The sequence below is a fragment of the Pseudomonas entomophila L48 genome, from assembly GCF_000026105.1.
GTDB lineage: Bacteria > Pseudomonadota > Gammaproteobacteria > Pseudomonadales > Pseudomonadaceae > Aquipseudomonas > Aquipseudomonas entomophila.
In genome coordinates this window covers 2,231,107-2,254,304 of sequence record NC_008027.1, presented here as the reverse complement: position 1 = coordinate 2,254,304, position 23,198 = coordinate 2,231,107, and the positions used below count along the sequence as shown (strand labels likewise).

Genomic DNA, 23,198 nt, shown 5'->3' with positions numbered 1-23,198 from the left:
CCCGCAAGGAGGCAAGCATGGTGATTTCCTCTCCCGCCGACCTGGTGTTCGACGACGTGTTCCTCGAACTGCGCGAGGTCCTGCCCCACGCCCCGGTGTTCGTCAAACTCGAAGGGTTCTCGCTCAGCGGCTCGATCAAGGTCAAGCCGGCCCTGCGCATGGTCGAACGCCTGGAGCTCGAAGGCCGCCTGGGGCCCGGCAAGGCCCTCGTGGAAAGCTCCTCGGGCAACCTCGGCCTGGCCCTGGCGATGGTCTGTGCCAGCAAGGGTTATCCGTTCACCTGCATCAGCGACCCGAACATCTCGCCGCAGACCGCCAAGCTGATCCGCGCCTACGGCGCGCGTCTGGTCATCGTCGATCAGCGTGACCGCAACGGCGGTTACCTGGGCAGCCGCATCGCCTTGATCGAACACTTGCTCGCGGAGGACCCGCACCTGGTCTGGACCAACCAGTACGGCAACATCAACAACGTCGAGGCCCACATGCTCAGCACCGGCCCGGCGATCCTGCGCCAGTTCCCCCACCCCGACCTGGTGTTCGTCGGCGCCGGCACCACAGGCACCCTGGCCGGGGTGTCGCGCTACCTGCGCGAACACTCGCCACACACCCAGGTAGTAGCGGTCGACAGCGTCGGTTCGGTGACCTTCGGCCACCCATCCGGGCCACGGCATATTCCAGGGCTGGGCACCAGCCAGCCGCCGGAGATCCGCCGCCACTGCTGCCACGACCAACTGCTGATGGTGCCCGAAGAGGAAGCCGTGGCGATGTGCCAGAAACTCGCCCGACGCGGAATCCTGCTGGGTGGCTCCTCCGGCACCGTGCTGGCCGGTGTGCGCCGCCATGCCCGGCACATCGCCCCGAACGCCTGCGTGGTGGCCATCGCGCCCGACCTCGGCGACCGCTACGTCGACACCCTCTACAACCCCGAGTGGGTGCAACGCCATTTCCCCCAACTGCGCACCGCCCACCCCGTTGCCGCGGCCGAATCATGCGCCTGAGCCGCCAGGAGAACACCATGGACATCCATCACCCCCCCGCGCTGTCGATTCTCGGCGCAGCGCCCATCGAAGCCTGGCTGCAGGCCAACCCTGGGCGCCTGCTGGAGCTGGTCGCCCAGGTCTACCTGGACGCCGCCGAGGGCCTCGCCGGCAACCCTGACAGCTACTTCCTGCGCTTCGCCGACAGTGACCGCAACCGCATCATCGCCTTGCCCGCGGTGCTCGACGACGCGCGGCCGGTCGCCGGCCTGAAATGGATCGCCAGCTTTCCAGAGAACACCCGCCACGGCCTGGACCGTGCCTCGGCGCTGATCATCCTCAACGACCGCCAAACCGGCTACCCCCTGGCCTGCCTCGAAGGCAGCCTGATCAGCGCCGCGCGCACCGCGGCCTCGGCGGTGCTCGGCGCCCGTTGCCTGCACCCCACTCCCGGGCACAGCGCCCACTTCGGCGTGGTCGGTTGCGGGCCGATCGCCTGGCGCACCCTGTGCCTGCTGCACCAATCGGGCTGGGCGCTGGAGCAGGTCAGCCTGTGCGACCTCGACCCGGCGCGGGCCGAACGCCTGCGCCAGCGCTGCCAGGACCTGGGGTTGCGGGCCCGCGTGGCGCCGCTGGAAACCTGTATTCGCAATAGCGACCTGCTGCTGTTCGCCACCTCGGCGGTGCGCCCAGGCATCGACCAGGCGCACTGGTTCGCCCACGCCCCCACCGTGCTGCACCTGTCGCTGCGCGACCTGGCCACCAATGTGGTGTTGCAGGCGCAGAATCTCGCCGACAACGTCAGCCACTGCCTCAAGGCCGCCACCTCCCTGGAGCTGGCCTGGCTGCAGGCGGGCCACCAGCGCTTCATCGCCGGCGACATCAGTGAGGCGCTGCGCGGCAAGGTCACCCCGGACCCGACCCGGCCCAGGATCTTCTCGCCCTTCGGCATGGGCGTGCTCGACCTCGCCGTGGCCCGGGCCATCCACCACGACTGCGCGGCACAGCCGCACCTGCGGGTGACGGATTTCTTCCCCCGCCCCTACCAGGCCGACCAGGCATGAGCGCAACCACCAGCAAAGGGATGTGACGATGACCCCAGCAGAACAGGATCCACACCACCCGGCCCACCTGCAGCAGAACCTGCTGCAACGGCGCCGGCGAGCCAACGGCGGGCTGCAGGCCAGCGACGCCCCTCCCTGCCTGTCGGCCGCCCAGCAGCGGCTCTGGCTGCACCAGAACCTGGAGCCGGTCGGCGGCCTGTACAACATGCCCTGCGCCCTACGCGTGCGCGGTGCCATCGATGTCGAAGCCTTGCGCCGGGCGATTGAGGCGCATGTCCAGCGGCACGCCGTGCTGCGCACCGTGGTCGAAGCGCTCGACGGCCAGCCCCAGGCGCGCTGCGACGCCCTGTCACGCCTGGAACTGCCGATCCTCGAAATGGCCGATGAGCGCCAGGCGCTGGACTGGCTGCGCGGCGAGGCCGACGCCCCGATCGACCTGGCGCGGGCGCCCCTGCTGCGCACCCACCTGCTGCGCCTGGACAGCCGTCACCACCTGTTGTCGCTGACCGTGCACCATATCGCCTGCGACGGCTGGTCGATGGGGGTGATGCTTCGCGAGATCGGCCAGCTCTACGAGGCCTTCAGCCAGGGCCTGCCGTCACCGCTGCCAGCGCTGGCGGTGCAGTACGGCGACTACGCCCACTGGCAACGCCAGTGGCTCGACGAACAACGGCTGAACAGCCAGTTGGCGTTCTGGCGCACCCAACTGGCCGACGCGCCCGCGCTGCTCGCCCTGCCCCTCGACCACCCACGCCCGGCACAGCAGCGCTATGCCGGCAAGACCCTGCGCCTGGCCCTGCCCGGCGAACTGAGCACGCAGCTGAGGCGCTTCGCCCGCGCCCAGGGGGTGACGCCCTACATGCTGCTACTGGCGGTGTTCAACATTCTCCTCTCACGCTACAGCGCCAGCGAAGACATCCTCATCGGCTCGCCTGTCGCCAACCGCTTCCCCCAGGAGACCGAGGCGCTGGTAGGGTTCTTCGTCAACACCCTGGTGATGCGCAACCAGCCGCGCGCCGAACTGCCGTTCGACACCTTCCTGCAGCAAGTCAAGCAACAGGCGCTGGCCGCCTACGCCCACCAGGACGTACCGTTCGACCGCGTGGTGGAGGCCGTGCACCCCCCACGCAGCACCAGCCATGCGCCGCTGTTCCAGGTCGAGTTCGTCCTGCAGCAGGCCCTGGCCCAGCGCTTCGCCCTGGGCAGCGCCAGCGTCGAGCCGCTGCCGCGCGCCAGCGGCTACACCAAGTTCGACCTGACCCTGGCGCTGGAAGACAGCCCCGGCGCGATCACCGGCCAGATCGAGTACAACGCCGAGCTGTTCGACGATGCCTTTGCCGTGCGCATGGTCGAGCACCTGCGCACCCTGCTGGCGTCGGCCATGGCCACCCCCCAAGCCAGGCTGGCCGAGCTCGAAATGCTCGGCGACGACGAGAAAGCCTGCCTGCGCCGCTGGGGCAGCGCCAGCCAGGACCCGCTGCCCGACCGCCACCTGCTGACCTGCCTGGCCGACTGGGTGGCGGTGCAGCCCGAGGCCATCGCCGTGGAACACGAAGGCCAGCGCCTGAGCTATCTCGAACTGGACCAGCTGGCCAACCGTATCGCCCACGCCGTGCGCCAGCAGGGGGTGACCAAGGGCCAGCGGGTGGCGTTGTTCATGAGCCGTGGCTGCCACTACCTCGCGGCCATGCTCGCCCTGTTCAAGCTGGGGGCGCCGTTCGTGCCCTTCGACCCGGGCCAGGGCAGCCAGCGCAATGGGCGCATGTTGCAGCGCAGCGAGCCGGCGCTGATCCTCTGCGACCTGGCCAGCGCGCCGGCGCTCGAGCACCTGCAGGCGCCTTGCGCCGCGCTGTGCCTTGCGCCCGCCAGCCTCGACCGGCAACCCACGGACTGGCCCGAGGCCCCCGCCAGCGGGCTTGACGACACCGCCTACCTGATCTTCACCTCGGGCTCCACCGGCGAGCCCAAGGCGGCCATGGTCAGCCACCTGGGGATGATCAATCACCTGCAGGCCAAGGCCCACGACCTGAACCTCGGGCGTGACGACTGCGTGGCTCAGATTGCCGTGCAGACCTTCGATGTGGCGGTCTGGCAGTTCCTCGTCGCGCTCCTCCCGGGCGCCCGCACCCGCGTGCTCACTGGCCTGCAGGCCTGGGAACCACGCGCCCTGTGCGACCAGCTCGAAGCCTGCCAGGTCAGCGTGGTCGAGACCGTGCCCTCGCACCTGGAACTGCTGCTCGACGAACTGCAGCGCCAGCCACGCGCGCTGCCACGGCTGCGCTGGATGATCAGCAACGGCGAGCCGCTGGCCACCGCCCTGGCCCGCCGCTGGTTCGAGCACTGCCCGGGCACCGCGCTGATGAATGCCTACGGCCCCAGCGAGTGCTCCGACGACGTCACCCACCTGTGCCTGCACGCGGCCCCCGAGCCGACCCAGCCCTACCAGCCGATCGGGCGCCCGATCGGCAATGCCCGCCTGTATGTGCTCGACGCCAGCCTAGGGCGGGTACCTGCAGGCGTGGTCGGCGAGATCCACATCGGCGGCCTGTGCGTCGGGCAAGGCTACTATAAGGATCCCGCGCGCACCGCCGAGCGCTTCATCGATGACCCCTTCGACAACCACCCTGGCGCCCGCTTGTACAAGACCGGCGACCTCGGGCGCTGGGATGCCGCAGGCAACCTGCACATGCTCGGCCGCTGCGACTTCCAGCTCAAGGTCCGGGGCTGTCGCATCGAGGCCGGCGAGGTCGAGGCCGTGCTACGCCAGCATCCGGCGGTCGAGCAGAGCCTGGTGGTCGGTGCCGCCGACGGCAACGGGCAGCAGCAACTGGTCGCCTATGTCATCGCCCCCCAGCGCCCCGCGCCCTCCGCCCAGAGCCTGCGCGCGTTCTGCCGCCAGCACCTGCCGGACTACATGGTGCCCGCCGCCGTGTGCCTGCTCGATGCCTTCGACCTGCTGCCCAACGGCAAGATCGACCGTGCCGCGCTGCCCGCACTGGCCAGTTTCGACCAGGCTGGCGAGCTGCCCTACCGCGCCCCGCGCGACGCGCGTGAACGACGCCTGAGTGAAATCTGGGCCGAACTGCTGAGCGTCGAGCGGGTGGGCATCGACGACAGCTTCTTCCTGCTCGGCGGCCATTCGCTGCTGGCGGTGGAACTGACCACCCGCTGCCGCGAAGTGCTCGGCCAGGGGCTGCAAGTGACCCACCTGTTCAACCACCCAAGCATCGCCGAACTCTGCGAACACTGCGCCCAGGCGCTGGAGGAGACCGTATGAGCCTGCAAGACCTGGCCCCAAGCCAGATCCCCGAGTGGTTCGCCTACCAGTTGGCGCCGGAAAGCGCGGTGTACAACGTCAGCTTCAACCACTTCTTCCTCGACCGGGTCGACCGCGCCGCGTTCCTCACCGCCTGGCAACAGCTGCTCGACCGCCACGACGTGTTCCGCCTGCGCCTGGGCTACGCCGATGGCCGCCCCGGCCAGTACCTGGGCGAGCCCCAGGTGCTCGACCCGGCGCGGTTGTTCATCGACCGCACCGGGCTGGCCGCGGAGCAGGTGCTGGCCGAGCAGCAGCGGCTGGCCCGCGAATACGCCCTGGCCCCGTTCGACTTCGCCAACGAAGTGCTCTATCGCCTGCACCTGGTGGCTTACCCAGGCGACGAGTACCAGTTGCTGTTCACCGTGCACCACATCATCTGGGACGAGACCAGCACGCTGAACCTGATCCGCGAGTTCGCCACGCTCTACGCGGCCGCCTGCCAGGGGCGGCAGGTGCAACTGCCGCCCCTGCGCGGCAGTTTCCTCGACTACGCCAGGCGCAGCAACGAAGCGCTGCACAGCGGCGAGCTGGAGGTTCACCGCCGTTACTGGATGGCCCAGTTCGCCGACCTGCCCGCGCCCCTGGAACTGCCCACCGACCGCCCGCGCCCGGTGGTCCAGACCTACAACGGCAACACCGCCAAGACCTGGCTGCCACGGGCGCTGGCGCGCGACCTGAGCCGCTTCTGCGCCAGCCGCAACAGCACGCCATTCATGTTTCTGCTGGCGGCGCTGAACCTGTACCTGCACCGTGTCTGCGGGCAGGACGACCTGGTACTCGGTTGCCCGATCGCCGGGCGCTCGCCCCAGGACCAAGGCAACCTGGGCTGCTATGCCGTGCCCATGCCGATCCGCACGCGGATCGGCCCCGACATGACCTTCGCCACGCTGCTCGAACAGGTCGCCGGCACAGTGCTCGAGGCCTTCGAACACTATCGCTACCCCTGCGTGAACGTGATCGAGGCACTCGACCACCACAAGGACCTGTCACGGCCGAAACTGTTCTCGGTGATGGCCGGGGTGCAGAACGACAAGTCCGATTTCGTCAGCGTCGACCTGGGCCAGGGCCAGCTGTACCCCAAGGACATCTTCGCCGCCGAGAACCACGGCGCGCGGTTCGACCTGGCCATCGGCCTCGACCCGGTGGGCAGCGACGTGAAGTTCTTCTGCACCTACAACAGCGACCTGTTCGACGCCGCCACCGTCGAGCGCCTGCTGGACAGCCTGCAGACCCTGTTCCAAGCCGTGATCGCCGACCCTGGGCAGCCCCTGGCCAACTACCCGCTGCTGTCCGACGAGGCCGCGCGGCAGGTGCTGCAGGGCTTCAACTCACCCATGCCGCTCACCGAGCCGGCCGCCGGCACGGTGCTCGAGCTGATCGAGAACCAGTGCCGCCGGGCCCCCACGGCCGCGGCACTGGCCACCGCCAACGGCAGCCTCGACCAGGCGGCCCTGGCCGGCGAGGTCGATCGCCTGGCCCGGGCCCTCGCCAGCCAAAGCATCAGAGGCGGCCAAGCCGTCGGCGTATTGCTGGACGGCGGCGCCGATGCGGTGATCGCCCTGCTGGCCATCCTCAGGCTCGGCGCGCTCTACGTGCCACTGCACCCGGAGTGGCCTGCGAGCCGCCTGCAGGCGGTGGCCACCCAGGCCGGCATAGGCACGGTGGTCAGCCACGAGGCGTTGCAGCACCAGGCGCAGGCACTGGCCAAGCCGGTGCTGGTCATGGAGCACCTGCCCCGGCAGGCGCCCGGCCAGCCACGCCTGGCCAGCCAGGCCACATCCGGGCAGCTGGCCTACCTGCTGTTCACCTCCGGCACCACCGGCCAACCCAAGGGAATCCCCGCCGGGCACGCCGGGCTGCTGGCGCTGGTCCAGGCCACCCAGGCCAGGTATGCCCTGGCACCCGGCGAACGCATGCTGTTCTGGACCGCGCCGACCTTCGACGCCTCGCTGCTGGACATGCTCTGGCCGCTCTGTGCCGGCGCCCAGGTCGTGCCCTGGCCACAGGGGCTGGCCCGTACCGCCGACAACCTGCTGCGGGTGCTGCGCGAACAACGCATCAATGCGCTGCAGACCGTGCCGGCCATGCTCGAGGCCCTGGTCGAGGCCGCACGGCGTGGCGATGAACGGCTGCCCGACCTGCGCCTGATCATCTGCGGCGCCGCGGCCCTGCATCGCTCGCTGGCCGAGCGCACCCTGGCCACCTTCGATTGCCGCCTGGCCAACCACTACGGCCCCACCGAGGCCACCGTCGACGCCCTGTGGCACGACTGCGCGCAACCCTGTGCCAGCGACCGGGTGCCCATCGGCCGGCCATTGCCCCATGTCCAGGCCTTCATCCTCGACCGCCACGACCAGCCCTTGCCGATCGGGGTGCCCGGCCAACTGTGCCTGGCCTCCACCGGCCTCAGCCCCGGCTACTGGCAGGCCCCGGAACAGACACGCCAGGCGTTCGTCGAAAAGGCCCTGCTACCCGGCCAGCCCGCGCTACGGCTGTACCGCACCGGTGACCTGGCGCGCTTCGACGGCGAGGGCCAGGTGCACTACATCGGCCGTCTCGACCACCAGGTCAAGGTGCGCGGCAACCGGGTTGAACTGGGTGATATCGAGTCGGCCCTGGCCAGCCACCCCGACGTGGCCCGCGTGGCCGTCACCTGGCAGGAGGAGGACGGCGGCCGCCTGCGCGCCTTCATCGAGCTGCGTGAACGCCAGGTGGCGCGCATCGAGGCACGTGGCCAGGTGCTGCGCCAGTTCAGCGTGGCCCAGCGCCCGGAACTGCGCGTGCACATGAACCTCATCCACCAGGGCACCTGGCCACGCTACTTTGCCGGCAGCCCGGTGCTGACGGCGCACTGGGAATCGCTGTACAGCGTGTTCCCGCACTATCAGTTCTGCCTGGTCGACGCCAACGACCAGGTCGCCTGCGTCGCCAATGGCGTCCCGCTGCATTGGGACGGCGAGCAGCAGAGCGTGCCGGAAGGCTGGGACGCCGCCTTGCAACTGGCGCTGCGCCAGCACCAGGCGGGCATCACCCCGAACACCGTGGTGGGGCTGGCCGGCATCGTCGCCGAGCACTGCCAGGGGCAAGGCCTGGCCAGCACCCTGGCCAAGGGCTTCCGGGCCCTGGCCACACGCCATGGCCTGGAACATTTCCTCGGCCCGGTGCGGCCGGTGGGCATGCCCGCAGGCATGCCGGTGCAGCAATGGGCCGACACCCGCGACAACCAAGGCGAACCGCTGGATTTCTGGCTGCGCGTGCACCTGCGCCTGGGCGCCCGGGAACTCGGCGTGGCACCGCGCTCCCAGCGCATAGAAGGCAGCCTGGCGCAGTGGCGGGACTGGACCGGCGTGACCCTGGACCGCTCCGGCCCCTGGCAGCTCGAAGAGGCCCTGCAACCGGTCGAGGTCGACCTGGCCAATGACCGCGCCTGCTACCACGACCCGTCCATCTGGGTCGGCCACAGTGGCCTGCGCGGCGACACACCGCCGCCGCCCCTCTGCGACCCGGCCGCCTTGCGCCAGTACCTGGCCGAATGCCTGCCCGCGTACATGCTGCCCGACGAACTGCTGATAATCGGCCAGATGCCCCTGAACGAAAACGGCAAGCCCGACCTGCGCCGCCTGCACGGCCGGGCACCGCGCCACGACCTTCCGGCAAGCGTCGCCAGCAGCCCACTGCAACAACAGTTGCAGGTGCTGTGGCAGCGCATCCTGGGCTGCGAAGGCTTCGGCGTCGACCACGACTTCTTCGTCCTGGGCGGCCAGTCACTGAAGGTCATCGAGATGCTCGCCGCGGTCGAGCAGGCCCACGGGCGCAAGGTGCGCCTGCAGGCGTTCTACCGACAACCCACCATCCGCCACCTGGAGCAGTTGCTCCAGGCCCAGGAGCCGACATGTTCGAAATGACCCGACACCACCTGCGCCAGGTGCGCTACCGCTGGTTGGCCTGGCGCGCCGACCCGCTGTACCTGCTGTTCGAGCGAATGTATCGCTGCGCCCCCGAAGCCCTGCCCACGGTCACGCCACACCCGACCCAGCGCGGCTTCCTGCTCACCCAGTTCAGCTGCGCCGACTTCGCCCAGTACCGTGGCCGCGAGATCGCCTTCTTCAACCAGCGCCAGGTCGCGGTCTACTGGCTGCCCGGCGCGGCCCACAGCGGCGGTGGCCATGTCGCCGACGGCGACTACGAAGTAACCGTCGCCGGCCATGCGGTACGCCGCCCGGTGCGCCTGCAGGTACGCAAGGAGGCGCAGCACACCTTGATCCGCGCGGTGCTCACCGATGCCAGGCGCGCCGACCGGGTCCAGGGTGGTTTCATCGCCTTTGCCGTCATCGCTCGCGAGTTGCGCTGCCTGGCCCTTCAATGGCTGGAGCAGTTGCCAGGGCGCCTGGAGCGAGGGGGCGTCGCCGAGGGCTGGCGCCAGGTGCTCGAACAGGCCAGCCAGTTGCCTGGGGAAAGTGCGGTCCGGCGCCAGGCGGAGCAGGTGCTGCTGACAACCGGAGGTGGGCGATGACCGCGCGCACCCTCAAGGCCCTGGCGACGCTGGAACAAGCCAACGTGATCAGCCTGCACCAACGCGCGCTGCCCTGCACTCAAGCCGCCGTGGGGCGCCTGCTGGCGGGGTTCGACACACCGGGCTCGCCGCTCTGGCCTGAAGCCGTTTGGCCACGCGACCGTTTCGAAGGGCCCATGTGCGAGGGCAGCGTCGGCGGCCACGGCGCGACACGCTACCGCCTGGAACACTACCTGCCCGATCAGGAAGCGCTGTTCCGTTTCATCGCCCCACAGGGCTACCAGGGCGTGCACGGGTTCCGCATCCAGGCGCTGGAGGATGGCCACACCTGCCTGAGCCACTTCACCTGCCTGCGCCTGAGCCCCTACCACTGGCTGATGTGGCACCTGCTGGTGCGCTGGGTCCACGACGCCCTGATCGGCGACCTGCTCGATGGCGCCGAACGCCACCTGTGCGGCGGCGTGCGCCACAAGCGTCGCTGGAAGTGGCGGGTACACCTGATTCGTCATGCGCTGGGAGGCGCGCGTCTGCTGGCTGAAGCGGCCGGCCTGAAAAGGAGGAAGCACCATGCAAGCCATTGAGGTCCGCCCGCAGTGGGCGGTCAACGACCTGTGCAAGGTCATCGTCGGGTTTCGCAACTACAGCACCCACGCCACCCGTTCGCGCTACGTGTCGTTCGCGGTGGTCGAACAGCCACGGATGTGCGAGCTGCTGGTGCGCCTGGCGCGCGGTCAGGTCGATGCCCGTATGGTCGAGCAGTACCCCGAACACCTGTTCGAGCAACTGATCGAATACGGGTTCCTCGCCCCCGTCGCCAGCCTCGACTGGCAGGCCCGGGCTCGCCGTCTGTGGCGCGTGCTCGACAGCGGCCGTTTCCGCCGCGTGCCGTTTCGCGGCTGCGACTACCATGTCACTTCGCTGGTGTTCATGGCGTTCTACACCCAACGTCCCCAACAGTTCCTGGAAGAGCGGGTGATCCTCCCGGCCTGGGCTCCCGGCTATGCCGAGCATGCCTTGCGCATCGCCGCCAACGGCCTGGACGAACCCACCTACCGCGGCTTGTCGCCGCGCGTGCGGCGCCGGTTGGCCAAGCATGGCCTGGTCACCCCGGTCGAACGCCTGCCGCAGCGCGAGCGTTTTCTCGCCGAACGCTGCCAGCTCGACCAGGCCTTGCTGGACGAACTGCCCGCCTGCTACCACTCGCAGCTCGCCGACAGCGACGTCGACAGCCACTCGCTGGCGCTGGTGCCCGGGCTGTACCCACGGTTCGAACAGCTCCCCGAACACCTGCGTCGCCAGGTGGTCAACCCAGCCTGGGCGCAGTCCTGCGCGCCCAGCCTGTGGGTCGAGGACCCGGTCAGAGGCATCGTCGTCATGCGCTGGCTGACGGCGCAGCAGCAGCTCGCCCTGAACGCCCTGCGCGAGGGGCGCTCGACACCGGCGACACTCGATCCGGCCACCCGCGCGCTGTTCGTGCAGGCGGGCATCCTGCATCAGCCCGCCACCCTTTCGGCCCGCCGCGACGCCTGGCGCCAGCGCCTGGATACCCTGGCGCAACGGATGGCCACGGACGGCTGCATGACCTTCGAGCAAGTCCTGCCGCCACTGGAACTGGCGATCGCTCGCCGCTACCTGCGCTTCATGATGGATGGCCGCTTCCTCTTGCTCGACAAGGTCAACGGCAAAACCCAGCAGCGCTTCTGGTGCCACCGCGACGAATTCACCTTCTACCTGCACGGCATGGTCTGCACCCTGCTCAATCAGGTGCTGGCCGAACCGGTCAAGCCGGGCCACAACGCCCTGACCATCTACCAGGATGGCGCCACCCTCCCCCGCCACCAGGACGACGTGCAGGCTTTTGCCTGGGTGATGTCGCTACCCATCGAGGCACGCCCGGAACATGACCGGCAACTGGCCTGGCCGATCTGCGTGGAAACCCCACGGCAGGTGCACGAGGCGCGCCTGCTGCCCGGCGATGGCCACCTGATCGACCCGCAGATGCCGCACTGGCGCGAAAAACTCGAACAGGGCCGCCTGGGCATCCTGTTCCTGTGGTTCGTGCCGGCCGATTATCGCGGCTTCGTCAACGGTAGTTGGGTGGAATGAAACATCCCTGTCGCCCCCTGAAAGCGGGGCGACAGTTCGATACACAAAGCGTTTGCATACTTCCGCTTGCCGAGGATATTTCAGAAAGTTCGCAATCGATAAAACTTCCCCAAGGAACAGCAGTCACTACCGCAAGTCACTTTTCATGTGTCAACGCGAGCAACTTGAACTAGACTGCGAGGCGTTCGGCACGGCGGCCAACCTGCAACTCTCGATATCAAGGAAGAGATCTCGTGACACGTCACAACCGGTTTTCATTGTTCGTCTATCCCCGCCCGCCCACATCGGGACACCCCACTGCCGCTTTGCGTGCGGCCTGCCATCCGACCTTCTGACCACCTCCTGCGTTGCGCGTGCTCAGCAAAGGTGCCCTTCACGGCGCCTGTTTCGCTGTTGCCGCGAAATGCCCGGCGCAGGTGACGAGGATTGAAACGATGCACTTTCAGACAACAAAAAGAATATTGCTTGTGGAAGATCACCCGCTGGTGGCCGACGCCACCCGATCACTCTTGTTGAAGATGGATACCTCATTGAATGTATTCATTTGCGACAGTGCGCCCAGCGCTATCGAAACTTTCCGACATGAACGCGACTGGCACCGGATATTACTTGATATCAATGTGCCGCATGCTTGCGGACTCTCATTGGTCAGAACTTTCCACCGCCTCGGCGTGGCGGCAAAGTGCGCCGTGGTGACCGCCACCCACAACCAGGACTGGAGCCAGCAAGTCCAGGCGATGGGCCTGCTTGGCTACGTGGTCAAGGCGGCCAACCTGGAAGACTTCACCCAGGCAATGCAACACATCCTGCACGGCCAGAAGACATTTCCCATCAGCGATGACCGCGCCCCCTCCGAAGCCGTGCGCCTGACCCGGCGGCAACAGGAAATCCTCCAGTTGTTGCACCGCGGCCTGGCTTCCAAGGAGGTTGCCGCGGAACTGGGCCTGAGCCTGGGCACGGTGAACAACCACGTCACCGGCTTGATGCGTGTACTGGGCGTGACCAACCGCACCCACGCGGTGTCGCGCGCCATGGACCTGGGGTACCTGCATGACTACGACACATCAAGAGCCGCTTGGCACTGAACGCCTGCCCCCGCCGCTGGCCACGGCCCGCCGAATCTCCTGGCGCATCGCCCTTGCACTCACCCTGGGCCTGTCGCTGGTGTTCGTGCTGCTCGGCGGTTTCGTCCTGCAACGGTTCAAGGCGGGGTTGTTGGAGAACCTGCAAGGTGCCCAGCAGATGCTGGCCTGCGAAATGGTCGCCAGCCTGCCTCGCGACCTTGGCGCCGAAGGTCTTGGCCACTATCTGGACGACAACCTGGCGCCATCGCTGCGTGACCACCGGCAGCTTTACCTGCTCGATGACGAGGGGCGCGTCGCCTATGCCACCGAACGCTCGCCGGCGCCGGCCTCGCAAACCCTGGCGCGCACCTCGGCGTACCGCCGCAGCCGCCATGCGCGGGTGGCCAGCAGCATCACCGACGACGCCCTGGGTAACAGTCAACTGCTCACCTATCGCCGACTGCCCGACAGCGACCTGACCCTGGTGCTGGGCAGCGCGCTGGCACCGGTGCTGGCGCCCTACCAGACACTGGGCCGCCAGGCATTGCTGGCGCTGGCCCTGGCTTGCCTGGCGGTGCTGCTGGCCTTGCGCGGCAGGGCGCTGGAGCTGTTCGACGAGCTCGACCGCAACCTCGCCCAACTGCGCGTGCAAAACCTGGAGCTGTCCCGGCAACGCCGCGAGCTGGCCTGCCAGGTCGATCGCGACTGTCGGTTCTTCCAGGAGGCCTCGCATGATTTCCGCCAACGCCTGCACGCCATGCAACTGCTGTTGCACACCGTGCAGCACAGTGACCCCCGCGAAGGCCGCGTGCTGCTGGGCAAGACCCTCTACGTGGTGCTCAACCTGCAGGCCTACGTGCGTGACTTCCTCGACCTGGCCCGCCTGCGCAGTGACAGCACGACCCCGCATTGCCAAGCCTTGCAGGTGCAGTCGCTGTTCCAGGAACTGGAGCTGGGCTTCGAGGATGTCGCCCTGCAGCGCGGCGTCGACCTGCGCGTGCGCGCCAGCGCCCTGACCCTGCGCAGCGATCACAACCGCCTGGCGCGGGTCATGGAAAATCTGCTGGCCAATGCCTGCAAGTTCGCCCGCGGCCGCGTGCTGGTGGCGGCCCGTCGCACGCGCCGCGGCGTCGCCCTGGAAGTCTGGGACGATGGCCCCGGCATCCCCAAGCAGGACCGCCAGCGGATCTTCAGCCCCTACTACCAGGCAACGCCCGACGGCCCTTGCCCACAGGAGGGTGTCGGCCTGGGGCTGGCCATCGTCCTGCGCCTGTGCGCGATCCTCGGCCACGAGGTCAGCGTGCACGAACGCCATGGCCTCACCCTGGTGCGCGTGCACATTCCCGGTGACTCACCGGAACCATGAGGATTTGCACCTGTTGCCACAACCTCCGGCGCCCTAGCCTGCATGACTGTCGCCGCACTGCCCTGGAATCTGCAATGACTGACACAACGCTCGGCACCTGGTGCCGCGAAATCATCAAACTGGCCACGCCCATCCTTGGTGTACGCGTGCTGCACATCGCCGTGAACGTCATCGGCATGCTGCTGATCGCCCGCCTCGGCCCCAGCGAGGTCGCCGCTGGCGCCCTGGTGACGGTGCTGTGCACCAGCATCCAGGTCATCGCCCTGTCGCCGCTGCTGGCCACCGGTATCTGCATCGCCCGCCGACTGGGCCAGGGCCAGGCCACGGGAGTGGGTGTCGACCTGCGCCAGGGCCTGTTCATGAGCGTGGCAATCGGCGTGCTCGCCGCCCTGGCACTGCTGGCGCTGCCGACCCTGATGCCGCTGCTGGGCGAGCCAGAGGCGCTGCAGGCGCTGACCGCCGACTACTGGCGCGCCATGGCCTGGGGCATGCCGCCGTTCCTGTGTACCGCCTGCTGCCACCAGCTGTTCTTCCCGGCCGGCAAGGGCCGCCTGGTGATGGTGTTCAGCGCCATCAACCTGGCCGGCGTGCTGCTGCTCGGCACGGCCCTGCTGCACGGTGCCTGGGGCCTGCCCGCGCTGGGCATGGCTGGCTGGGCCCATGCCGTATCGACGATGAACTGGGTGGTGCTGCTGCTGACCCTCGGCTACCTGGCCCTGGCGCCGGCCATGCGCCCGTACCAACTGTTCACCCGCGAGCAGTTGTGGGCGCCGGACCGGCTGAAGGCGTTCTTCGTGCTCGGTGTGCCGATCACCGTGCAGTTCGCCAGCGAACTGCTGGCATTCAGCCTGGTGAACATCATGGTCGGCTGGCTGGGGGTTGGCGCGCTCAGCGTGCAGCAGATCGTCATCCAGTGCGCCACCGTCGCGCTGATGATCCCCATGGGCGCGGGCCAGGCCTGCACCTTGCTGATCAGTCGGGCCATGGGCCGTGGCGACGGCCAGGCGGTACGGCGCATCGGCCTGGCGGCGACAGTGCTGGTCGGCGCGGTGATGGCGGCCCTTGCGTTGGTCTACTTGCTGCTGCCACGCCCGATCATCGATGCCTACCTCGACCCGGCGCGGGCGGACTACCCGACGTTGGCCGCGCTGGCCACCGGCATGCTGGCGGTGGTCGCCTTCAGCCAGGCCCTGGATGCCCTGCGCAACCTGATGCTCTCTGCCCTGCGCGGCCTACCGGACATCTGGGGGCCCATGTGGCTGAACATGGCGCTGTTGTGGGTGCTGGGCATGCCGCTGTGCTACCTGTTGGCCTTCCCCGGTGGGCTGGGCCTGTGGGGCATCAACGGCGGCCTGCTGCTGGCCTTCGGCCTCGGCGCGGTGCTGATGCTGGGCCGCTTCCACCAGCGCACGGCGCCCCTGTCCGCAGTCCCGGCCCGTCAACCTGTCCATGAATGAGGAGTTCCCGACCATGCCCGATGCCCGCCAGTTGCGCCTGTGGATCTTCGGTTTCCAGATCTCCCAGGCGATCCACGTCGCCGCGCGCCTGGGCATCGCCGAGCACATCGACCAGCACCCGGTATCCCTGGAACACCTGGCTCAGGCCTGCGGCTGCCCAGCCGATGGCCTGCAACGCCTGTTACGAGCGTTGTGCGGCATCGGCCTGTTCGCCGAACAAGACGATGGCTTCGTGCACGCCGGCGCCTCCGAGCTGCTGCGTCGCGACCATCCGCAGTCGCAGTACCTGGCCGCCAGCCTCTACGGTGCCGAGCACTATGCGAGCTGGGGCGACCTTTACCAGGCCGTGCGCTTGGGCGACCCAGTGTTCGAACAGCGCCATGGCCAGCCCTACTACCAATACCTGGAGCGCCGCGCGAGCCAGCCCGGCATCCATGCCGACTACCTCGCCGCCGACGCAGCGGCCCAGGAGCGGGCGATCCAGGCGGTCTGCGACCTGGGCGATGGTGCTCGCGTGGCGCGCGTCGAACACACCGAGCAAGCGCCGCCGCCCGCCGCCGACCTCTACCTGCTGACCCACCAGCTGCATCGCCTGGACGACGACCAGGCACGCGCCCTGCTGCGGCGCTGCGCCGAGGCCATGGCACCCGACAGCCGCCTGTTGCTGGTGGAGCTGATGTTCACGCCCGGCAACGGCTTCGACGCGGCCCGCTGGCTGGACCTGAACAACTTGCTGATCGGCCCGGGCCGCGAGCGCGACCAGGCGCACTACCTGGCCCTGGCCAGGGACAGCGGGCTGGCGCTGGGCGAGTCGCATCGCCTGGCAAACGGCATGACACTGCTGGACCTGCGCCTGACGAGGTGACCCATGCATCACGGCTATGACATCGAGCTGACCGCCATCGACACCCTGCGCGCCAGCGAGGCCATCGACGAACGCCACGCCCGCGCCCTGGCCCTGGCGATCCTCGAGCGACAACAGTGGTGCAGCGCGGTGCCGATCGAGCGTCGCAGCGGCCTGGTGATGGATGGCAACCACCGGTTGTTCGCGGCCCGCCTGCTGGGCTTGCATAGCCTGCCCTGCGTGCTGCTCGACTACAGCGATCGACGGGTCAGCGTGCAGGCCTGGGCCGACGGCCAGGCCTTCGACCTGGCACACCTCTACGGCACCATCGCCGCCGGCCAGGTGCTGCCCTACAAAACCACCCGGCACCGCTTCCAGCCGGCCTTGCCCCCGATCAACCTGCCCCTGGCGCTGTTGCGCCAGCATCAACCTCCGCCGCTTCGCCAAGGATGAGCCGATGCCACCACGCGACACCTGGTTCGTACGCCGCAGCGTGATCGCACCACGCCTGCGCCTGTTCTGCTTCAGCCACGCCGGCGGCAGCGCCGCCGACTACCTGCCCTGGCATCCGCACCTGGGCCCGCACCTGGAGTTGTGCGCGGTTCAGTTGCCGGGGCGCGGCTCGCGCATGGCCGAGCCCGCCCGCGACGACCTGGCGACACTGGTCACCGAGCTGGTCGCGGTGCTGCGCGCGAACGACGACGGCCTGCCGTTCGCCTTCTTCGGCCACAGCCTGGGCGCCCTGCTGGCCTTCGAACTGACCCGTAGCCTGCACCGCCAGGGCATGCCTTTGCCCTTGCGGCTGTTCGCCTCCGGTTGCGCGGCGCCTTCGGCCTGCCGCCTTGAACCACCCTTGCACACCCTCGACGACGAACAGCTGCTGGCCCACCTGCGCGACTACAACGGCACACCCGCAGGCGTGCTGGCCAACCCTGACTTGCTGGGCCTGGTACTGCCGACCTTGCGCGCCGACTTCCGCCTGGTGGGCGACTACCGTTATCGGCGATCACCGCCGCTGCCAATACCGATCCATGTGTTCACCGGGCACGACGACCCCCATGTCCCCGGCGCCGACCTGGTGGCCTGGGCCGACGAAACCAGCGCGGGCTGCAGCCACCACGGATTCGCCGGCGATCACTTTTTCATCCGGCCTCAAGCCGCGGCCATCCGGCGTTGCATACTCGACGCCATGGCCACGACACTGAACGGCCCGCCCAGGAGGGCTCCCGTACAATGGCAATGATCGAACTACGCGGCATCAGCCTGAACCATGGCCGCAGGACCTGCTTCAGCGACCTGGACGCCCGCATCGAGTGGGGGCAGCGCATCGCCATCATCGGCGACAACGGCAGCGGCAAGTCGTCGCTGCTGCGCCTGCTGCAAGGCAGCCTGGCGCCCAGCGAAGGGCACATCGAACGCCATGGCGGCCTGCGCATCGGCCATGTGCCACAAGTGCTGGACGGCGAGTCATCGCTCAGCGGCGGGCAACGGGTCAACCAGGCCCTGAGCCAGGCCCTGGCCCTGGGCCCCGACCTGCTGCTGCTGGACGAGCCGACCAACCACCTGGACGCCGCCAACCGTCGTTCGTTGTCGCGCATGCTCGAGCACTTCCATGGCACCCTGGTAATGGTCACCCATGACGTGGCACTGATGAACCAGACCTGCGACACCCTCTGGCACCTGCACCATGGGCACCTCGACGTGTTCAACGGCTGCTACGCCGACTACATGGCCGAACGCGACCTGCAGCGCGGCGTGCTCGACAAGCGCATCAGCGAGATGCGCCGCGCCCGTGACGATGCCCACGATTCGCTGATGCAGGAGCAGGCGCGTGCCGCCAATGCGCGCAAGCGGGGCGTGAAGGCGATCCAGAACAGCAAGTGGGCCACCGTGCGCTCGCCCACCAAGCTGGGGCGCGGCAACACCACGGCCGGGCGCAAGCAGGCGCAGATCCTGCAACAGCAACGCGACCTCGGCGCCCAGCTGGCCGAGTTGCGGCCAGAGCCGGTGATCGTCCCACGCTTCCACCTGCCGGCGGCGGCGCAGTCGTCACGGGTGCTGATCCAGGTGCGCGACGGCCGTGTCGGCTACGACGCCAGTCCCGTGCTCGACGGTATCGACCTGCAACTGGCCAGCGGCGAGCGCCTGGCCCTGACCGGCAACAACGGCAGCGGAAAGTCGACCCTGGCCCGGGCCATCCTCGGCGATCCGCAGGTATGGCGCACAGGCGACTGGCTGATCCCGCCGCCCACGCAGATCGGCTACATCGACCAGCATTACAGCACCCTGCCCGCCGAGCTTTGCGTGCAGGACGCCCTGGCGCAGGTGGTCCCTGCCTGGTCCATCGAGCAGTTGCGCACGCACCTGGCCGACTTCCTGTTCCGCGACGGTGACGCGGTGCAGACTCCCGTGCGGGCGCTCTCCGGCGGCGAGAAGGCGCGCCTGTCGCTGGCCTGCATCGCCGCAAGCCCGCCACAACTGCTGATACTCGACGAACCCACCAACAACCTCGACCTGCGCATGCGTACCCATGTGCTGGAGGTGCTGACGGACTATCCCAACGCGCTGCTGGTGATCTCCCACGACGAGGGCTTCCTCGAAGGGCTGGGCGTCAGCCGCAGCTTTCACTGCGCCAAGGGCCACTCGGCCAGTGGCCAGTAGCGGCCCTTGCGCGACTCGTAGAGGGTGAAGTGTCGCGCCGCGAGGAGAAAATCAGGCGCTTGCGCGGCCTCCGGCACCTGCGTGTGAAAATCCCGGGACAGCGTCAGGTGCGGCCGGTACTCGCGCGCCCGCTCCTCGATACCCAAGGGCAACATGGCCTGTTGCAAGGCGTACACGAGCTGAAGCAGGGCCGTCGGTGCCTGCTGTGGCGCCAGCACCAGCGCGCTGGCCCGCTGCCAGACCTGCAAGCGGTCGAGCGGCAGGCGCAGCGGCGCCTGCGGGCGCTGCAACGGCTCGACCGCGGCACAAATGGCCGGCACCAGGGCCGCGTCCACATCGCCCAGGAACAGCAAGGTGACATGGAAGTTATCCGCCGGCACCGGCTTGCCGCTGCGCAGGTTCAGTTCGCGTCGCCACTTGGCCAGGGCGCGACGCTGGGCATCACTGACCGACAGGGCGAAGAACAGGCGCTTGAACGGGGCGCCGCTGGGGCGTGCATCCTGGGCCATATGAAACTCCTTGGGCGCGGTGGGATGTTCGAGTGTAGTGGTACGTTGCAACAACCGTAGGAGCGGATTCATCCGCGATGCGCCGCACGGGCGGCGCTCGATCTTCAGGGCGCTGCAACCCTCCCGTCGAACACCTTGAAAAAACCAGCCCCCAAGCACGGAATGACAACCCACCTCCAGTTGAATCGTTTACGCAACCTGTAGGCCATTACACCTAAGTCGCCCGGATTTGTCGTAACAATAAGTACAAACCCAAGTCGCGATTGTTTATGCTGGCGGGCTCAAGCCATGGCGCATGGCCATTTTTTAGACAAGTAACCGTCCATGAAAATCGCACTCGTACTGATCTTCGTCCTCTCGATCGCCTATGTTCACCTGCGCGGTCGGGTGCGTCACAAGCTGACCCGCCAACTGGGCGACCACTCCAGCTTCCTGGCACCGGTCAATAGCTTCCTCTACCTGTTCTCCAAGCACCCGGCCAAGCCCTACCTGCCGGTCGAGGCGTTCCCCGAGCTGCAGACGCTCCAGGACCACTGGCAGGAGATCCGCGAAGAGGCGCAGCACCTGCTGCACGCGGGCGAGATCAAGAAGTCCGACAACTACGACGATGTCGGCTTCAACTCGTTCTTCAAGACCGGCTGGAAACGTTTCTACCTGAAGTGGTACGGCGAGAGCCACCCGTCGGCGATGACCCTGTGCCCGCGCACCACCGAACTGCTACAGGGCATCGGTTCGGTCAAGGCGGCGATGTTCGCCACCCTGCCTCCAGGCGCCAAGCTGGTGCGCCACCGCGACCCGTATGCCGGCTCGTATCGCTACCACCTGGGCCTGGACACGCCCAATGACGACGGTTGCTACATCGACGTCGACGGCGAAAAGTACTCCTGGCGCGACGGCCAGGCCGTGGTGTTCGACGAAACCTACATCCACTACGCCGCCAACACCACCGAACACAACCGCATCATCCTGTTCTGCGACGTCGAACGCCCACTCAAGTACCGCTGGGCAAGTGCCTTCAACCGCTGGTTCAGCCGCAACGTGATGGCCGCCGCCGCCGCGCCCAACGACGCCAATGACAAGACCGGTGGCATCAACCGCCTGTTCACCCGCATCTACAAGATCCGCGAGCGCGGCAAGGCGATGAAGAAACGCAACCGCACCCGCTACTACCTGGAAAAATGGGCAGTGGTCGCGGCACTGGTGCTGGTGTTCATCTATATCTGATCGCCCCTTGGGGCTGCCACGCAGCCCCCCAGGCACCCGAACTTCGACTAGCCTGAAAGCTCCTGTTGCCAACCTGACAAGGTGAAGACGATGAGCATGATGGACTGGGACGCCTACCGTAAGCAGTTGATGGCCGGCATCGGCGATCTCAAGCAACTCTCCCCCGACACCGTGGCCGGCTACATGACCGCCAGCGGCGCCGGCGCCAAGACCAACCACCTGGACGCCAAGACCCGCGAGTTGATTTCCCTGGCCGTGGCCGTCACCACCCGTTGCGACGGCTGCATCGCCGTGCACTCGCAGCAGGCGGTCAAGCACGGCGCCAGCCGCGAAGAAATCGCCGAAGCGCTCGGCGTGGCCGTGGCGATGAACGCCGGCGCGGCGCTGGTCTACTCGGCACGGGCGCTGGATGCCGTCGGCAAGGCCGGCGCCTGACCCCGCGCGGCGTCACCGCCCTTGCGCGACGGCGCCGCGACACCCAGACTGGGCGGTCCAGCCCGCGCAGGTATTGCCATGATTCACATTCGCCCCATGACCCCGGAAGACTTCGAGCGCTTCTGGCCCACCTTCCAGGCCATCGTCCAGGCCCGCCAGACCTACGCCTTCGACCCCGAACTCGACATCGACCGGGCCCGCCAGCTGTGGTTGGAGCTACCCCTGCGCACCCTGGTGGCTGAAGAAGACGGCGAACTGCTCGGCTCCTACTTCCTAAAGGCCAATGCCGCCGGCCCCGGCGCGCACGTGGGCAACTGCGGCTACATGGTCTGCGAGCAAGCTCGTGGCCGTGGCGTGGCCAGGCTGATGTGCGAGCACTCGCAGAAGCTGGCACGCCAGGAAGGCTTCCTGGCCCTGCAGTTCAATTCGGTGGTGGCCACCAACGAAGTGGCCGTGGCGCTGTGGCACGCGCTGGGCTTCGAGACCGTCGGGCGCCTGCCCAAGGCCTATCGCCATGCCGAGCATGGGCTGGTGGACTGCCTGGTGATGTACAAGTGGCTGGCCGACGAGCCGGTGGTGGAGAAACCACCGTTGCTGATCGGGCGCAAGAATATCGAGGCACGGGTTTCCCGCCGCCGCGGTCGATAACAGTCCCTGTAGGCGCCGGCCTTGCCGGCGAACACCGGCATGGCCGGTGCCTTCCACCGCGTCGCCAGGTTCGCCGGCAAGGCCGGCTCCTACACCGGCAACCGGTAACGCTCGGCGAAATACTGCCGGAAGAACTCCACCGCCACCCGCACCTTGGCCGACCCCGCCAGCGGCGCGGTATACACCGCCCAGATGTCCGCCGCCTGCTGGTAGTCGGGCAACACCTGCACCAGCCGTCCATCGGCAATGCTGTCGTACACATCCCACCAGGAACGCAGCAGAATCCCACGGCCATCCAGGCACCACTGGTGCGCCACTTCGCCATGGTTGCTCGACAACGCGCCGGTCACCCGCACACTCTCCTCGCCCTGCGGCCCTTCCAGGTGCCAGAGGCCGAACGGGTGGTCGCGCTCCTTGATCACCAGGCAATCATGGCTGGCCAGGTCGGCCAGCACCCGTGGCGCACCGTGTTCGGCCAGGTACGAAGGCGCCGCGCACAGCACCCGGCGGTTGCGCGCCAGCGGCTTGGCGATCAGGTGCGGGGCAATCACGTTGCCCACGCGAATATCCAGGTCGACACCCTCGGCGATCAGGTCAACCAGGCGGTCATGCACATCAAGGCGGATATCCAGGCGCGGGTAGCGCGCGGCAAGCTCCGACAACGCCGGCGCCACGAAGCGCCGCCCCAACCCCAGGCTGCTGGCGATGCGCAACTGCCCGGCCGGCTCGCGCTGACCGGCGTTGAGGTCATCGTCCATGCGCTGCACGGTATCGAAGATCTGCTGCGCCCACTGGTAGACCCGCTCGCCCTCCTCGCTCACCGACACTCGCCGCGTGGTGCGATGCAGCAGGCGTACCCCGAGGCTTTCCTCAAGCAGGCGAATGCGTTTGCTGACGAACGCCGCCGACATACCACGCTCGTCCGCCACGGCGGCAAAGCTGGCGCGGCGGGCCACTTGCAGGAAGATATCGAGGTCGTCAAGGTTCGGCAGATTATTCACGCTTCGTGCA

General features: G+C 68.1%; 19 protein-coding genes. 17 read left to right on the top strand and 2 right to left on the bottom strand.

The annotated features are described in order from the left end of the window. The first annotated feature begins 17 nt into the window (after positions 1-17). The 14 genes from sbnA to PSEEN_RS09950 all read left to right on the top strand — a co-directional run bounded on the left by sbnA (position 18) and on the right by PSEEN_RS09950 (position 19,371). Complete coding sequence (gene sbnA, locus PSEEN_RS10015; protein ID WP_011533381.1) at positions 18-998, top strand: 2,3-diaminopropionate biosynthesis protein SbnA; 981 nt, start codon at positions 18-20, stop codon at positions 996-998. Between the two features lie 17 nt (positions 999-1,015). Next, positions 1,016-2,041, top strand: coding sequence for a 2,3-diaminopropionate biosynthesis protein SbnB (sbnB, locus tag PSEEN_RS10010; RefSeq protein ID WP_011533380.1), 1,026 nt, complete (start codon positions 1,016-1,018; stop codon positions 2,039-2,041). 28 nt (positions 2,042-2,069) lie between these two features. Beyond that, positions 2,070-5,318, top strand: a complete 3,249-nt coding sequence (locus PSEEN_RS10005; RefSeq protein WP_011533379.1) for a non-ribosomal peptide synthetase — start codon at positions 2,070-2,072, stop codon at positions 5,316-5,318. Next, positions 5,315-9,265 (top strand): non-ribosomal peptide synthetase, encoded by a 3,951-nt coding sequence (locus PSEEN_RS10000; RefSeq protein WP_011533378.1) that lies wholly within the window; start codon positions 5,315-5,317, stop codon positions 9,263-9,265. The genes PSEEN_RS10005 and PSEEN_RS10000 overlap by 4 nt, the downstream gene beginning before the upstream one ends. Beyond that, complete coding sequence (locus tag PSEEN_RS09995; protein ID WP_044487962.1) at positions 9,253-9,873, top strand: hypothetical protein; 621 nt, start codon at positions 9,253-9,255, stop codon at positions 9,871-9,873. Before PSEEN_RS10000 ends, PSEEN_RS09995 begins: the two co-directional genes overlap by 13 nt. Beyond that, positions 9,870-10,454, top strand: a complete 585-nt coding sequence (locus PSEEN_RS09990) for a hypothetical protein (protein WP_011533376.1) — start codon at positions 9,870-9,872, stop codon at positions 10,452-10,454. Before PSEEN_RS09995 ends, PSEEN_RS09990 begins: the two co-directional genes overlap by 4 nt. After that, complete coding sequence (locus tag PSEEN_RS09985; protein WP_011533375.1) at positions 10,441-11,979, top strand: hypothetical protein; 1,539 nt, start codon at positions 10,441-10,443, stop codon at positions 11,977-11,979. The genes PSEEN_RS09990 and PSEEN_RS09985 overlap by 14 nt, the downstream gene beginning before the upstream one ends. 434 nt (positions 11,980-12,413) lie before the next feature. After that, positions 12,414-13,064 carry a response regulator transcription factor gene (locus PSEEN_RS26070; RefSeq protein ID WP_083789161.1) on the top strand — a complete coding sequence of 217 codons (651 nt, stop codon included), beginning with the start codon at positions 12,414-12,416 and terminating at the stop codon, positions 13,062-13,064. Further along, a complete protein-coding gene (locus tag PSEEN_RS09975; protein ID WP_011533373.1) occupies positions 13,030-14,409 on the top strand; it encodes a sensor histidine kinase in 1,380 nt (459 codons plus the stop codon). Before PSEEN_RS26070 ends, PSEEN_RS09975 begins: the two co-directional genes overlap by 35 nt. A 74-nt stretch (positions 14,410-14,483) precedes the next feature. Continuing rightward, a complete protein-coding gene (locus PSEEN_RS09970; RefSeq protein ID WP_011533372.1) occupies positions 14,484-15,866 on the top strand; it encodes an MATE family efflux transporter in 1,383 nt (460 codons plus the stop codon). A gap of 13 nt (positions 15,867-15,879) precedes the next feature. Then, complete coding sequence (locus PSEEN_RS09965; protein WP_011533371.1) at positions 15,880-16,731, top strand: methyltransferase family protein; 852 nt, start codon at positions 15,880-15,882, stop codon at positions 16,729-16,731. Between the two features lie 3 nt (positions 16,732-16,734). Then, complete coding sequence (locus PSEEN_RS09960) at positions 16,735-17,163, top strand: ParB N-terminal domain-containing protein (protein WP_011533370.1); 429 nt, start codon at positions 16,735-16,737, stop codon at positions 17,161-17,163. Positions 17,164-17,167: 4 nt separating this feature from the next. Then, entirely contained in the window at positions 17,168-17,953 is a 786-nt protein-coding gene (locus PSEEN_RS09955; protein ID WP_011533369.1) for a thioesterase II family protein, read from the top strand. Beyond that, complete coding sequence (locus PSEEN_RS09950) at positions 17,944-19,371, top strand: ABC-F family ATP-binding cassette domain-containing protein (protein ID WP_011533368.1); 1,428 nt, start codon at positions 17,944-17,946, stop codon at positions 19,369-19,371. The genes PSEEN_RS09955 and PSEEN_RS09950 overlap by 10 nt, the downstream gene beginning before the upstream one ends. On the opposite strand, the gene thpR is transcribed toward PSEEN_RS09950, so the two are convergent. Beyond that, positions 19,335-19,880 (bottom strand): RNA 2',3'-cyclic phosphodiesterase, encoded by a 546-nt coding sequence (thpR, locus tag PSEEN_RS09945; RefSeq protein WP_011533367.1) that lies wholly within the window; start codon positions 19,878-19,880, stop codon positions 19,335-19,337. The two genes, PSEEN_RS09950 and thpR, sit on opposite strands and share 37 nt — an antisense overlap. A gap of 324 nt (positions 19,881-20,204) precedes the next feature. Between thpR and lpxO the strand changes: the two genes are divergently transcribed. From lpxO to PSEEN_RS09930, 3 genes are all read left to right on the top strand, one after another. Continuing rightward, positions 20,205-21,104, top strand: a complete 900-nt coding sequence (gene lpxO, locus PSEEN_RS09940) for a lipid A hydroxylase LpxO (RefSeq protein WP_011533366.1) — start codon at positions 20,205-20,207, stop codon at positions 21,102-21,104. A gap of 90 nt (positions 21,105-21,194) precedes the next feature. Further along, positions 21,195-21,539, top strand: coding sequence for a carboxymuconolactone decarboxylase family protein (locus PSEEN_RS09935; protein WP_011533365.1), 345 nt, complete (start codon positions 21,195-21,197; stop codon positions 21,537-21,539). A 78-nt stretch (positions 21,540-21,617) separates the two neighbouring features. Continuing rightward, complete coding sequence (locus PSEEN_RS09930; protein WP_011533364.1) at positions 21,618-22,187, top strand: GNAT family N-acetyltransferase; 570 nt, start codon at positions 21,618-21,620, stop codon at positions 22,185-22,187. Between the two features lie 89 nt (positions 22,188-22,276). Here the strand turns inward: PSEEN_RS09930 and PSEEN_RS09925 are convergent, their stop codons facing one another. Beyond that, positions 22,277-23,188, bottom strand: a complete 912-nt coding sequence (locus PSEEN_RS09925; protein ID WP_011533363.1) for a LysR substrate-binding domain-containing protein — start codon at positions 23,186-23,188, stop codon at positions 22,277-22,279. Between the last annotated feature and the right edge of the window lie 10 nt (positions 23,189-23,198).

Coding starts and splice junctions, on each gene's coding strand:
- PSEEN_RS10000 (WP_011533378.1), top strand. CDS start 5,315: ATGAGCCTGCAAGACCTGGCCCCAAGCCAGATCCCCGAGTGGTTCGCC.
- sbnA (WP_011533381.1), top strand. CDS start 18: ATGGTGATTTCCTCTCCCGCCGACCTGGTGTTCGACGACGTGTTCCTC.
- thpR (WP_011533367.1), bottom strand. CDS start 19,880: ATGGCCCAGGATGCACGCCCCAGCGGCGCCCCGTTCAAGCGCCTGTTC.
- PSEEN_RS26070 (WP_083789161.1), top strand. CDS start 12,414: ATGCACTTTCAGACAACAAAAAGAATATTGCTTGTGGAAGATCACCCG.
- PSEEN_RS09935 (WP_011533365.1), top strand. CDS start 21,195: ATGAGCATGATGGACTGGGACGCCTACCGTAAGCAGTTGATGGCCGGC.
- PSEEN_RS09990 (WP_011533376.1), top strand. CDS start 9,870: ATGACCGCGCGCACCCTCAAGGCCCTGGCGACGCTGGAACAAGCCAAC.
- PSEEN_RS09930 (WP_011533364.1), top strand. CDS start 21,618: ATGATTCACATTCGCCCCATGACCCCGGAAGACTTCGAGCGCTTCTGG.
- PSEEN_RS09960 (WP_011533370.1), top strand. CDS start 16,735: ATGCATCACGGCTATGACATCGAGCTGACCGCCATCGACACCCTGCGC.
- PSEEN_RS09975 (WP_011533373.1), top strand. CDS start 13,030: ATGACTACGACACATCAAGAGCCGCTTGGCACTGAACGCCTGCCCCCG.
- lpxO (WP_011533366.1), top strand. CDS start 20,205: ATGAAAATCGCACTCGTACTGATCTTCGTCCTCTCGATCGCCTATGTT.
- PSEEN_RS09965 (WP_011533371.1), top strand. CDS start 15,880: ATGCCCGATGCCCGCCAGTTGCGCCTGTGGATCTTCGGTTTCCAGATC.
- PSEEN_RS10005 (WP_011533379.1), top strand. CDS start 2,070: ATGACCCCAGCAGAACAGGATCCACACCACCCGGCCCACCTGCAGCAG.
- PSEEN_RS09950 (WP_011533368.1), top strand. CDS start 17,944: ATGGCAATGATCGAACTACGCGGCATCAGCCTGAACCATGGCCGCAGG.
- PSEEN_RS09955 (WP_011533369.1), top strand. CDS start 17,168: ATGCCACCACGCGACACCTGGTTCGTACGCCGCAGCGTGATCGCACCA.
- PSEEN_RS09995 (WP_044487962.1), top strand. CDS start 9,253: ATGTTCGAAATGACCCGACACCACCTGCGCCAGGTGCGCTACCGCTGG.
- PSEEN_RS09970 (WP_011533372.1), top strand. CDS start 14,484: ATGACTGACACAACGCTCGGCACCTGGTGCCGCGAAATCATCAAACTG.
- PSEEN_RS09985 (WP_011533375.1), top strand. CDS start 10,441: ATGCAAGCCATTGAGGTCCGCCCGCAGTGGGCGGTCAACGACCTGTGC.
- sbnB (WP_011533380.1), top strand. CDS start 1,016: ATGGACATCCATCACCCCCCCGCGCTGTCGATTCTCGGCGCAGCGCCC.